Consider the following 12,234-nt stretch of genomic DNA (forward strand, 5'->3'; position numbering starts at 1 on the left):
CCGGAATACATATGTCTTATATAAGACATAAGATAATGTTGACTTTGCCGGGGTCGACTCCTACACTCCCGGTCGAGCAAGGGTTTGCGGGCAATTCGATGGTTGCCGCGCACGCGGCGCGAAGCACCGCAGGCCGCTCTGCATCATGCTGTCCTCACACGCAGTAGCGGTTCGGTTCCGCCCCGCGGACCCGGCCCCACACGAGCTGTTGCAGGAGTCGGCACACGCGGGCGGCCAGCGTCACGCGCTCCGTCCGGCGCTGCCCGCTTTCTCCTTCGCCCGGTCGCACAGGTTAATCGGCATGGCGGCCGCGCCGCCCGCGCGCGGCGGGACTTTCGGGTCCGCTGCGCACGCGCGGCAAAGCCGCCGGTTTCACGAACGCTTCGCGTAACGCGCATATAGAATGGCGTTTTACCCTGGCGTCTAACGCACACTCCTGGAGATTTCTCAATGGCTAAGCCCGCAAAGCGCGTTGCCGTCACCGGCGCCGCAGGTCAGATCGGTTACTCCCTGCTGTTCCGCATCGCCAACGGCGATCTGCTCGGCAAGGACCAGCCCGTCATCCTGCAACTGCTCGATCTGCCGCAAGCGCAAGCCGCCGTCAAAGGCGTCGTGATGGAACTGGAAGACTGCGCGTTCCCGCTGCTCGCGGGCGTCGTGGTCACCGACGATCCGAAGGTCGCGTTCAAGGACGCCGACGTCGCGCTGCTGGTCGGGGCGCGTCCGCGCTCGAAGGGCATGGAGCGCAAGGACCTGCTGTCGGCGAACGCCGAAATCTTCACGGTCCAGGGTAAGGCGCTGAACGACGTCGCAAGCCGCGACGTGAAGGTGCTGGTCGTCGGCAACCCGGCGAACACGAACGCGTACATCGCGATGAAGTCGGCGCCGGATCTGCCGAAGAAGAACTTCACGGCCATGCTGCGTCTGGACCACAACCGCGCGCTGTCGCAACTGGCCGCGAAGTCGGGCAAGCCGGTCGCGTCGATCGAGAAGCTCGCGGTGTGGGGCAACCACTCGCCGACGATGTACCCGGACTTCCGTTTCGCGACCGTCGAAGGCCAGTCGCTGACGAAGCTGATCAACGACGACGAATGGAACCGCAACACGTTCATCCCGACCGTCGGCAAGCGCGGCGCGGCGATCATCGAAGCGCGCGGCCTGTCGTCGGCGGCGTCGGCGGCGAACGCGGCAATCGACCATGTGCGTGACTGGGTGCTCGGCTCGAACGGCAAGTGGGTCACGATGGGCATTCCGTCGGACGGCTCGTACGGCATCCCCGAAGACATCATCTACGGCGTGCCGGTGATCACCGAAAACGGCGAGTACAAGCGCGTCGAGGGCCTCGAAATCGACGCGTTCTCGCGCGAGAAGATGGACGGCACGCTGAACGAGCTGCTCGAAGAGCGCGACGGCGTCCAGCATCTGCTCGGCTGATCGCGGATGCACACGAACCGGAACACCGTTGCTTCGCGGCGGGTTCCGGTTTTTTTGTGCGCGATCGGGCGGCGTGCGGTATCGTTTGCGTCCGGCCAGCCGGCCGGCGCGAACCGCACGCCTGATCCGGACGCGCTCTGCAAGACGCCGCGCGAGCGGCCCGGCGGCGGCGGAAGCCGCCGTGGCGACCCGCCGCGCGTCGCAGAGCGCATCCGAATCAGGCTGTTTCCCCAACCCTCGACCCCCTGACGCCGAAGATGCGCGCCCTCACTCCCGCCGAAGTGCTGTTTGACGGCGAAGCGCCGCCGACCGTGCTGCCCGTGTGCGATCACTACGCCGGCAGCGAAAAACTGATGCTGAAGTCGCTCGCGCTGCAGCAGCAGCTCGGGCCGGTGTTCGACGTGACGCTCGACTGCGAGGACGGCGCGCAGGTCGGCCGCGAGGCGGAGCACGCGGAACTCGTCGCGTCGTTCGTCGGCGGCGAGCACGACCGCTTCGGCCGCGTCGGCGTGCGCATCCACGATTTCCACCATCCGCACTGGCGCGACGACGTCCGCCTGATCCTGCGCGCCGCGAAGCGGGCGCCCGCTTACGTCACGCTGCCGAAGATCCGCGCGGTCGCCGACGCGGCCGAGATGGTCGCGTTCATCGAGGCGACGCGGGTCGAACTCGGCATCGCGCAACCGGTTCCGGTGCAGGTGCTGGTCGAGACGCACGGCGCGCTCGCGCGGGTGTTCGAGCTGGCCGCGCTGCGCGGCGTCGAGGCGATCAGCTTCGGGTTGATGGACTTCGTGTCCGCGCACGACGGCGCGATTCCCGACACCGCGATGCGCTCGCCCGGCCAGTTCGATCACCCGCTCGTGCGCCGCGCGAAGCTCGAAATTGCCGCCGCGTGCCACGCGAACGGCCGGGTGCCGTCGCACAACGTGACGACCGAGGTGCGCGACATGGACGTCGTCGCAAGCGACGCGGCCCGCGCGCGCAACGAGTTCGGCTACACGCGGATGTGGAGCATCCATCCGGCGCAGATCCCGGCGATCGTCGCCGCGTTCGCGCCGCGCGACGAAGAAATCGCGACGGCCGCCGAAATCCTGCTCGCCGCGCAGTCCGCGCAATGGGGACCGACGCGGCACGGCGACACGTTGCACGACCGCGCGAGCTACCGCTATTACTGGTCGGTGCTGCGCCGCGCCCGCTCGACGGGCCGCCCGGTGCCGGCCGACGCCGCACCGCTCTTCTCACCGGAGTCCGCGCGATGACCACGTCCCCGTCGTATCGATCCGCCGGCGCCGCGTTCCGCGCGGCCGTCGCGAACGAAAAGCCGCTGCAGGTGGTCGGCGCGATCAACGCGAACCACGCGCTGCTCGCGCAGCGCGCCGGGTTCAAGGCGATCTACGTGTCCGGCGGCGGCGTGTCGGCCGGCTCGCTCGGCCTGCCGGACCTCGGCATCTCGACGCTCGACGACGTGCTGACCGACGTGCGCCGGATCACCGACGTCTGCGACCTGCCGCTGCTGGTGGACGTCGATACCGGCTTCGGCCCGTCCGCGTTCAACATCGCGCGCACCGTGAAGTCGCTGACGAAGGCTGGCGCGGGCGCAATGCACATCGAGGACCAGGTCGGCGCGAAACGCTGCGGCCACCGGCCCGGCAAGGCGATCGTATCGGCCGGCGAGATGGTCGACCGGATCAAGGCGGCGGTCGATGCGCGCACCGACCCGGACTTCGTCATCATGGCCCGCACCGACGCGCTCGCGGTCGATGGGCTGCAGGCGGCGATGGACCGCGCGTGCGCGTGCGTCGAGGCCGGCGCGGACATGATCTTCCCGGAAGCGATGACCGAACTCGGCATGTACCGGCAGTTCGCACAGGCGGTGAAGGTGCCGGTGCTCGCGAACATCACCGAATTCGGCTCGACGCCGCTCTTCACCGTCGAGGAACTGCGCGGCGCGGACGTGTCGCTCGTGCTGTACCCGCTGTCCGCGTTCCGCGCGATGAACCGGGCGGCCAAGAACGTGTACCACGCGATCCGCCGCGACGGCACGCAGAAGGCGGTCGTCGATACGATGCAGACGCGCGCGGAACTGTACGACAGCATCGGCTATCACGCGTACGAGCAGAAGCTCGACGCGCTGTTCGCCGCGAAGCAAGTCCCCCTGGGGGACGCAGCGAAGCACGTCCCCGCTGGGGATGCCACGAAGGAAGCCCCGCAGGCGGACAGCCCGAAGAAGTGATTCTGTGATCCCCCGAGGAGACACGAGCGTCATGAGCGAAGCAACCGAAGCAAAGGTCAGCACCTTCAAACCGAAAAAATCGGTCGCGCTGTCCGGCGTGGCCGCCGGCAACACCGCGCTGTGCACGGTCGGACGCACCGGCAACGACCTGCACTACCGCGGCTACGACATCCTCGATCTCGCCGGCAACTGCGAATTCGAGGAAATCGCCCACCTGCTGGTGCACGGCAAGCTGCCGAACGCCGCCGAACTCGCCGCCTACAAGATCAAGCTCAAGGCCTTGCGCGGCCTGCCCGCCAACGTGAAGGCCGCGCTCGAATGGGTGCCCGCGTCCGCGCATCCGATGGACGTGATGCGCACCGGCGTGTCCGTGCTCGGCACCGTGCTGCCCGAGAAGGACGACCACAACCTGCCCGGCGCGCGCGACATCGCCGACCGCCTGATGGCGTCGCTCGGCTCGATGCTGCTCTACTGGTACCACTACTCGCACAACGGCAGACGCATCGAGGTCGAAACCGACGACGACTCGATCGGCGGCCATTTCCTGCATCTGCTGCACGGCGAGGCACCGTCGAAGTCGTGGGTCGACGCGATGCACGTGTCGCTGAACCTGTACGCGGAACACGAGTTCAACGCATCGACGTTCACCGCGCGCGTGATCGCCGGCACGGGTTCGGACCTGTATTCCGCGATCACCGGCGCGATCGGCGCGCTGCGCGGCCCGAAGCACGGCGGCGCGAACGAGGTCGCGTTCGAGGTGCAGTCGCGCTACGAAACGCCCGACGACGCCGAGGCGGACATCCGCGCGCGCGTCGAGCGCAAGGAAGTGGTGATCGGCTTCGGCCACCCGGTCTACACGATCTCGGACCCGCGCAACAAGGTCATCAAGGACGTCGCGAAGAAGCTGTCGAAGGAGCAGTCGAACACGAAGCTGTTCGACGTCGCGGAACGGCTCGAAGCGGTGATGTGGGACGCGAAGAAGATGTTCCCGAATCTGGACTGGTTCAGCGCGGTGTCGTACCACATGATGGGCGTGCCGACGGCGATGTTCACGCCGATCTTCGTGATCTCGCGCACCGCCGGCTGGGCCGCGCACATCATCGAGCAGCGTGTCGACAACAAGATCATCCGGCCCAGCGCAAACTACACCGGACCGGAAAACTTGCGGTTCGTGCCGTTAAATAGGCGAAAATAGCGACCGCTGCGCGCTTCCGGGGCGCGCGCAGTGCAAACTGGCGGGCGCAGACGCGTCCGCGCACTGTTCAACCGACTGGAAATTGAAAGGTTTATCTCCATGAAGAAACTCCTGATCGCCGCCGTAGTGGGCGCTCTGTCCTCGACGATGATGCTCGGCGCGACCGAAGCCGTCGCACAATCCGCGTCGGGCACCACCAAACCGGCCGCCAAACCGGCCGCCAAAAAGGCGACGGCCAAGCGTCCGGCCCCGAAAAACCGTCTGATCAAGCGCAAGCCGAACCCGGCTCGCGAAGCGAAGGTCGATCCGGTGCCGGACGGCTCGGAAAAGTGGTCGTGCGCGGAAGGCCTGGCGTTCGACATGAAGGGCGACATGAAGCGTGACCAGATCGTCACCGTGCACTGGGCGGACAAGAACTACAACCTGCCGCGCCAGCCGACCACGACCGGCGCCGACCGCTTCCACGACGCCGCGAGCGGCCTCGACCTCGTCGTGATCCCGACGAAGGCGATGCTGTTCTCGGACAAGGACGGCTCGCGTCTCGCCGACGAGTGCAAGACCGTTGCGATGGCGCAAGGCGCGCCGGCCGCGACGCAGTCGAACTCGCTGAACCGCGCGGTCGGTCAATAACGCCGCCGGAAGCGCCTCGATGTCCGCTCCGTCCTCCAACGTCCGGCCCGCGCCGGACCAGGTCCTGGTCGATATCGTCGACCATGTCCTGGGCTATCGCGTCGAAAGCGCGCTGGCGCTGGAGACCGCGCGTCACTGCCTGATCGACACGCTCGGCTGCGGACTTGAGGCGCTTTCCTACCCCGCGTGCACGAAGCTGCTCGGCCCCGTCGTGCCGGGCACGCTCGTCCCGCACGGCGCCAGGGTGCCGGGCACCTCGTTCCAGCTCGACCCGGTCGCCGCCGCGTTCAACATCGGCGCGATGATCCGCTGGCTCGATTTCAACGACACGTGGCTCGCCGCCGAATGGGGCCATCCGTCGGACAACCTCGGCGGCATCCTCGCGACCGCAGACTGGCTGTCGCGCACCGCGATCGCGGCCGGCAAGGCGCCGCTGACGATGAAGGACGTGCTCGTCGGCATGGTGAAGGCGCACGAGATCCAGGGCTGCATCGCGCTCGAAAACTCGTTCAACAAGGTCGGACTCGACCACGTGCTGCTGGTCAAGCTCGCATCGACCGCGGTGGTCGGCCAGTTGCTCGGCCTCACGCGCGACGAGCTGATCAACGCGGTGTCGCTCGCGATGGTCGACGGCCACGCGCTGCGCACCTACCGCCACGCGCCGAATACCGGCTCGCGCAAGTCGTGGGCGGCGGGCGACGCGACGTCGCGCGCGGTGCGCCTCGCGCTGATCGCGAAAACCGGCGAGATGGGCTATCCGTCGGTGCTGACCGCTAAAACCTGGGGCTTCTACGACGTGCTGTTCGACGGCAGGCCGTTCCGCTTCCAGCGCCCATACGGCACGTACGTGATGGAAAACGTGCTGTTCAAGATTTCATTCCCGGCCGAATTCCACGCGCAGACCGCCGCCGAGGCGGCGCTGACGCTGCACGGCCGGCTCGCGGCCGAGGGCCGCCGCGTCGAGGACATCACCCGGATCACGATCCGCACGCACGAGGCGGCGATCCGCATCATCGACAAACAAGGCCCGCTCGACAACCCGGCGGACCGCGACCACTGCATCCAGTACATGGTCGCCGTGCCGCTGATCTTCGGCCGCCTGACCGCCGCCGACTACGAGGACACGGTCGCGCGCGACCCGCGCATCGACGCGCTGCGCGCGAAAACGACCTGTGTCGAAGACCCGCAGTTGACGAAGGACTACCACGACCCGGACAAGCGTTCGATCGCGAACGCGCTGACCGTCGAGTTCGGCGACGGCACGCGGTTCGACGAAGTGCTGGTCGAATACCCGATCGGCCATAAGCGACGCCGGCAGGAAGGCATCCCGCTGCTGATCGAAAAATTCCGGACCAATCTCGCGCGCCGCTTCCCCGCGAAGCAGCAGCAGATGATTCTCGACGCATCGCTCGATGCGGCGCGGCTCGAAGCCATGCCGGTGAACGAATACGTCGATCTGTACGTGATTTGAGCAACCTGAACCAAGTGTAAGAGAAGCGTGTCGCAACGCGTAAATTTCCGCGATTAAACGAAGGAAAACACCATGGCCCACAACCTCCATAAAACGCTCAAGGAATTCGACAGCGGCTCCGGCAAAGGCAAGTTCTACTCGCTGCCGCAGCTCGGCAAGCAGCTCGGCGTGAAGATTAACCGTCTGCCGGTCTCGATCCGTATCGTGCTTGAATCCGTGCTGCGTAACTACGACGGCAAGAAAATCGCGGAAGAGCACATCGAGCAACTCGCGAACTGGAAACCGACTGCCGCGCGCGTGGACGAGATTCCGTTCGTCGTGTCGCGCGTCGTGCTGCAGGACTTCACCGGCGTGCCGCTGCTCGCCGACATCGCCGCGATGCGCGGCGTCGCGGAACGCGCGGGCAAGGACCCGAAGGCGATCGAACCGCTCGTGCCGGTGGACCTCGTGGTCGACCACTCGGTGCAGATCGACTACTTCCGCCAGAAGGACGCGCTCGACCTGAACATGAAGCTGGAATTCCAGCGCAACAACGAGCGCTACCAGTTCATGAAGTGGGGCATGCAGGCGTTCGACACGTTCAAGGTCGTGCCGCCGGGCGTCGGCATCGTCCACCAGGTGAACCTCGAATATCTGGCTCGCGGCGTCCACAAGAAGGCCGACGGCGCCGACACCGTGTACTACCCGGACAGCCTCGTCGGCACCGATAGCCACACGACGATGATCAACGGCATCGGCGTGGTCGGCTGGGGCGTCGGCGGCATCGAGGCCGAAGCGGGCATGCTCGGCCAGCCGGTGTACTTCCTGACGCCGGACGTCGTCGGCGTCGAACTGAAGGGCAAGCTGCGCGAAGGCGTCACCGCGACCGATCTCGTGCTGACGATCACCGAACTGCTGCGCAAGGAAAAGGTCGTCGGCAAGTTCGTCGAGTTCTTCGGCGAAGGCACCGCGTCGCTGTCGCTGCCGGACCGCGCGACGATCGGCAACATGGCGCCGGAATACGGCGCGACGATGGGCTTCTTCCCGGTCGACGACAAGACGATCGACTACTTCAAGGGCACGGGCCGCACTGAAGCCGAAATCGCCGCGTTCAAGAACTACTTCAAGGCGCAGGAGCTGTACGGCATTCCGAAGGCCGGCGACATCGACTACACGAAGACGCTGACCCTCGACCTCCTCACCGTCGCGCCGTCGCTCGCCGGCCCGAAGCGTCCGCAGGACCGCATCGAGATCGGCAACGTGAAGTCGACGTTCTCCGACCTGTTCTCGAAGCCGGTCGCGGAAAACGGCTTCGCGAAGAAGGCGGACGACCTCGACGCCGAATACACGACGTCGGATGGCGTGAAGCTGCACAACGGCGACGTGCTGATCGCAGCGATCACGTCGTGCACGAACACGTCGAACCCGAGCGTGCTGCTCGCGGCCGGCCTGCTCGCGAAGAAGGCGGTCGAAGCCGGCCTGACGGTCGCGCCGCACATCAAGACGTCGCTCGCCCCGGGGTCGCGCATCGTCACCGAGTACCTGACGAAGACCGGCCTGCTGCCGTACCTGTCGAAACTCGGCTTCGAAGTCGCCGCATACGGCTGCACGACCTGCATCGGCAACGCGGGCGACCTGACGCCGGCGCTGAACGAAGCCATCACGAAGAACGACGTCGTCGCGGCAGCGGTGCTGTCCGGCAACCGCAACTTCGAGGCGCGCATCCACCCGAACATCCGCGCGAACTTCCTCGCGTCGCCGCCGCTCGTCGTCGCATACGCGATCGCCGGCAACATCACGCGCGACCTGATGACCGAGCCGGTCGGCCAGGGCAAGGGCGGCAAGGACATCTACCTCGGCGACATCTGGCCGACCAGCGACGAAGTCAACGCGCTGCTGAAGTTCGCGCTGGACGCCGACGCGTTCCAGCAGAACTACGCGCAGTTGACGAAGAAGGGCGACCTGTGGAGCAAGATCGAAGGCGCCGAAGGCCAGGTCTATAACTGGCCGAAGTCGACGTACATCGCCGAGCCGCCGTTCTTCGGCGACCACTTCTCGATGACGCCGGCCGCGTCGATCCCGCAGGTGAAAGGCGCGCGCGCGCTCGGCATCTTCGGCGACTCGGTGACGACCGACCACATCAGCCCGGCGGGCTCGATCAAGGAAGACTCGCCGGCCGGCAAGTGGCTGAAGGCGAACGGCGTGCAGAAGGCCGACTTCAACAGCTACGGCTCGCGCCGCGGCAACCACGACGTGATGATGCGCGGCACCTTCGCGAACGTGCGGATCAAGAACCTGATGATCCCGGTGAAGGCGGACGGCACGCGCGTCGAAGGCGGCCTGACGATCCACCAGCCGGGCGGCGAACAACTGTCGATCTACGACGCGGCGATGAAGTACATCGACGAAGGCACGCCGACCGTCGTGTTCGCGGGCGAAGAGTACGGCACCGGCTCGTCGCGCGACTGGGCCGCGAAGGGCACGCAACTGCTCGGCGTGAAGGCCGTGGTCGCACGCAGCTTCGAGCGGATCCACCGTTCGAACCTCGTCGGCATGGGTGTGCTGCCGCTGCAGTTCAAGGGTTCGGACAGCGTGCAGTCGCTCGGCATCACCGGCGAAGAAACGTACGACGTCGAAGGCCTCGGCGACAACTTCAAGCCGCAACAGGAAGTGACGCTCGTGATCCATCGCAAGGACGGCAGCACGCAGCGCGTGCCGGTTCTGCTGCGCATCGATACGCCGATCGAAGTGGACTACTACAAGCACGGCGGGATTCTGCCGTTCGTGCTGCGCTCGCTGCTGGCGGCGTAAGTTTTTGCAGGTGCGGCATCCGGCAACGGATGCCGTCACACTTGGAAGCCCGACGCGAGTCGGGCTTTTTTTTCGCGGTTTTACTGCTGCGTTGCGCGCGGCCGGACGCGACGCCGGCAAGCGCGCAACGCGGATCAGTCGATCAGGTTGTTCAGCGTCGCGTATTCGATCAGCGCCGCGAGCGACGACACGCCGAGCTTGTCGAGCACGCGGGTCTTATAGGTGCTGACGGTCTTGTCGCTCAGGCCGAGACGCGCGGCGATGCTCTTGTTGCTCATCCCGCGCGCGAGGTATTGCAGCACCTCGATCTCGCGCGGCGACAGCCCGTTCAGCGCGACGTCGCGGCCGCCGTCGCAACTGCCGGCCGGGAAGCAGTCGTAGCCGAGCAGCACGGCTCTGACGACGCTGCACAGTTCCTCGATGCCGCGGCTCTTGCTCACGTAGCCGTTCGCGCCGGCGATGCGCGTGTGGTTCGCCATCACCTGCTCGGGTTTGGCGGACAGCACGAGCACGCGTGTTTCCGGATGCTTCGCGCGAATCGCGCGGATCACCGACAGCCCGTCGAGCTTCGGCAGTTCGAGATCGAGTATCACGAGATCCGGCTTCAGCGTCTGCACGAGATGCAGCGCCTCCTCTCCGTCGCCGCTCTCGCCTACCAGTTCGTAGTCGGCATTCAATACGTTGGACAGCATCTTGACTACGATCGGATGGTCATCGACGACGACGATGCGCTTCATTGTTTTTTCCATTCTGGCCAGGCTCGTTAACCGGCGCCTCCGGGCGCGAAACCAACAGGCTGGGGGAGCCACAGGTCGTTTCATATAGGACTGTTCCGAAACCGCATCGGCCCATGAGCGGACTTCCCCGTTGGTCGCGAATCGCTGGATCGGCGCAGCGCAGAGTAGTTAGACCCGTCGCAGCATCGACGCCTCCCTGTTGCGTCAATGCTTCACATGCGACACGCCGCGCGACCGGAAGCCGGGCACGCGGCCCCGTCAGTGCAATGAGGGTGCCTGGAGCCGCTGCGACAGTGCGCGCCGAATCGCATGTCGCAGGCGCACAGCCGCTTGCAGCAACGCGCTACCGTTTTTCGTGACGATGCAGACGATGACGCGCGACACGCAACCGAATTAAGTAAGTCCGCGAATCAGCAGTGTTTGCGGACTCAACTGCCTTTCGACGTTGCCGCTGCGAAGCCGACGAAGCGGACCCGCCCGGTGTGGGCAGCCCGCGTCGGCAAGCGCGTCGCGGGACGCTCAGAGGGTTGCGCAGGGGATCTTCATGAGGCGTGCCGCGCCTGGACCGGAAGCGGACACGAAAGGAGGGTTTTCGAACGCAGCATGACCGATTACCGGACACATGCGTCAACGCGATCGCGAAACGATCGACGAGTCGACTACGGATGAGGAAACAATCCGGCTGGCCGCAGCAGCGATGGAACGCTCACACGAAACCGTGCGCACCCTAACGCCGATGCGCACCGTCCCGTCGCTCCATCACTTCACGGATACGACCGTCGCCGCACCCCGCGCGGCCGGTGCGGCGCACACCGCGGCGCGGGGGGCCGCGCCGACAACGCGGGCCGCCGCGGCGGCCGGGCACGAAACCAGCGCCGCCGGCTCACGCCCTCACCGCGCGCGCCGCATTGCGCCCGCGCAGCCATTCGAGCGCAAGCAGCAGGCCGGTCGAGAACACGATCAGGATCGTCGCGAGCGCGGCGATCGTCGGGCTGATGTTCTCGCGGATGCCGGTGAACATCTGGCGCGGCAGCGTCGTCTGGTCCGCGCCCGCGAGGAACAGCGTGACGACCACTTCGTCGAACGACGTCGCGAACGCGAACAGCGCGCCCGAGATCACGCCCGGCGCGATCACCGGCAGCGTGATCCGGAAGAACGTCGACAGCGGGTTCGCGCCGAGCGACAGGCTCGCGCGCACGAGGTTGTGATTGAAGCCCTGCAAGGTCGCCGCGACGGTCGTCACGACGAACGGCACGCCGAGCGACGCGTGCGCGAGAATCAGCCCGATATACGTGTTCGCGAGCCCGAGCGGCGCGAAGAACAGATACATGCCGACGCCGACCACCACGACCGGCACGATCATCGGCGAAATCAGCACCGCCATCAGCAGCGCCTTGCCGCGGAACTCGGCTTTCGTGAGCCCGACCGCCGCGAGCGTGCCGAGCACCGTCGCGACGACGGTCGCGGCCGGCCCGACGATGAAGCTGTTCTTCGCGGCGTTCCGCCATTCGTCGGACATCACGAGGTTCTGATACCAGCGCAGCGACCAGCCCGGAATCGGATACACAAGGAACGTGCTCGACGAGAACGACAGCGGCACGATCGCGAGCACCGGCAGGATCAGGTACAGCAGCGTCAGCACCGCGAGGCCGCGCAGCGTGAAGTACCACACGCGCTCGACGGCGGACGTGTGCGGCGCGAAAAGGGGCAGGCGAGGCTTGGCGAGTTTCATCGCGTGGTCTTC

Annotated in this window: 9 protein-coding genes; 7 read left to right on the forward strand and 2 right to left on the reverse strand. The window is 66.3% G+C overall.

All coding sequences use genetic code 11. The features are described from left to right. Window positions 1-450 precede the first annotated feature (450 nt). From BLV92_RS20615 to acnA, 7 genes are all read left to right on the forward strand, one after another. Complete coding sequence (locus BLV92_RS20615) at window positions 451-1,434, forward strand: malate dehydrogenase (protein WP_090548283.1); 984 nt, start codon at window positions 451-453, stop codon at window positions 1,432-1,434. Between the two features lie 257 nt (window positions 1,435-1,691). Next, window positions 1,692-2,693, forward strand: a complete 1,002-nt coding sequence (locus BLV92_RS20620) for an HpcH/HpaI aldolase/citrate lyase family protein (protein WP_090548284.1) — start codon at window positions 1,692-1,694, stop codon at window positions 2,691-2,693. Then, window positions 2,690-3,667: a methylisocitrate lyase gene (gene prpB, locus BLV92_RS20625; RefSeq protein WP_244283874.1), complete on the forward strand. Its 978-nt coding sequence runs from the start codon at window positions 2,690-2,692 to the stop codon at window positions 3,665-3,667. The genes BLV92_RS20620 and prpB overlap by 4 nt, the downstream gene beginning before the upstream one ends. 31 nt (window positions 3,668-3,698) lie before the next feature. Then, window positions 3,699-4,862 carry a bifunctional 2-methylcitrate synthase/citrate synthase gene (prpC, locus tag BLV92_RS20630; protein ID WP_090548286.1) on the forward strand — a complete coding sequence of 388 codons (1,164 nt, stop codon included), beginning with the start codon at window positions 3,699-3,701 and terminating at the stop codon, window positions 4,860-4,862. 99 nt (window positions 4,863-4,961) lie between these two features. Then, on the forward strand, window positions 4,962-5,492 hold the full coding sequence (locus tag BLV92_RS20635; RefSeq protein WP_090548287.1) for a hypothetical protein: 531 nt from the start codon (window positions 4,962-4,964) through the stop codon (window positions 5,490-5,492). Window positions 5,493-5,511: 19 nt separating this feature from the next. Next, window positions 5,512-6,963, forward strand: coding sequence for a bifunctional 2-methylcitrate dehydratase/aconitate hydratase (locus BLV92_RS20640; RefSeq protein ID WP_090548289.1), 1,452 nt, complete (start codon window positions 5,512-5,514; stop codon window positions 6,961-6,963). Window positions 6,964-7,035: 72 nt separating this feature from the next. Continuing rightward, entirely contained in the window at window positions 7,036-9,753 is a 2,718-nt protein-coding gene (acnA, locus tag BLV92_RS20645; RefSeq protein WP_090548290.1) for an aconitate hydratase AcnA, read from the forward strand. A gap of 134 nt (window positions 9,754-9,887) precedes the next feature. On the opposite strand, the gene BLV92_RS20650 is transcribed toward acnA, so the two are convergent. Further along, window positions 9,888-10,490 carry a response regulator transcription factor gene (locus tag BLV92_RS20650; protein ID WP_090548292.1) on the reverse strand — a complete coding sequence of 201 codons (603 nt, stop codon included), beginning with the start codon at window positions 10,488-10,490 and terminating at the stop codon, window positions 9,888-9,890. Window positions 10,491-11,373: 883 nt separating this feature from the next. Beyond that, window positions 11,374-12,222, reverse strand: a complete 849-nt coding sequence (locus tag BLV92_RS20655) for an ABC transporter permease (protein ID WP_090548293.1) — start codon at window positions 12,220-12,222, stop codon at window positions 11,374-11,376. Window positions 12,223-12,234: the final 12 nt, after the last annotated feature.

Origin of the sequence: Paraburkholderia caballeronis, assembly GCF_900104845.1 — a bacterium.
GTDB classification, from domain to species: Bacteria; Pseudomonadota; Gammaproteobacteria; order Burkholderiales; family Burkholderiaceae; genus Paraburkholderia; species Paraburkholderia caballeronis.

What these genes read in the sequence shown, in the direction of transcription:
- BLV92_RS20615 (WP_090548283.1), top strand. Translation starts at nt 451, where the DNA reads ATGGCTAAGCCCGCAAAGCGCGTTGCCGTCACCGGCGCCGCAGGTCAG.
- BLV92_RS20620 (WP_090548284.1), top strand. Translation starts at nt 1,692, where the DNA reads ATGCGCGCCCTCACTCCCGCCGAAGTGCTGTTTGACGGCGAAGCGCCG.
- prpB (WP_244283874.1), top strand. Translation starts at nt 2,690, where the DNA reads ATGACCACGTCCCCGTCGTATCGATCCGCCGGCGCCGCGTTCCGCGCG.
- prpC (WP_090548286.1), top strand. Translation starts at nt 3,699, where the DNA reads ATGAGCGAAGCAACCGAAGCAAAGGTCAGCACCTTCAAACCGAAAAAA.
- BLV92_RS20635 (WP_090548287.1), top strand. Translation starts at nt 4,962, where the DNA reads ATGAAGAAACTCCTGATCGCCGCCGTAGTGGGCGCTCTGTCCTCGACG.
- BLV92_RS20640 (WP_090548289.1), top strand. Translation starts at nt 5,512, where the DNA reads ATGTCCGCTCCGTCCTCCAACGTCCGGCCCGCGCCGGACCAGGTCCTG.
- acnA (WP_090548290.1), top strand. Translation starts at nt 7,036, where the DNA reads ATGGCCCACAACCTCCATAAAACGCTCAAGGAATTCGACAGCGGCTCC.
- BLV92_RS20650 (WP_090548292.1), bottom strand. Translation starts at nt 10,490, where the DNA reads ATGAAGCGCATCGTCGTCGTCGATGACCATCCGATCGTAGTCAAGATG.
- BLV92_RS20655 (WP_090548293.1), bottom strand. Translation starts at nt 12,222, where the DNA reads ATGAAACTCGCCAAGCCTCGCCTGCCCCTTTTCGCGCCGCACACGTCC.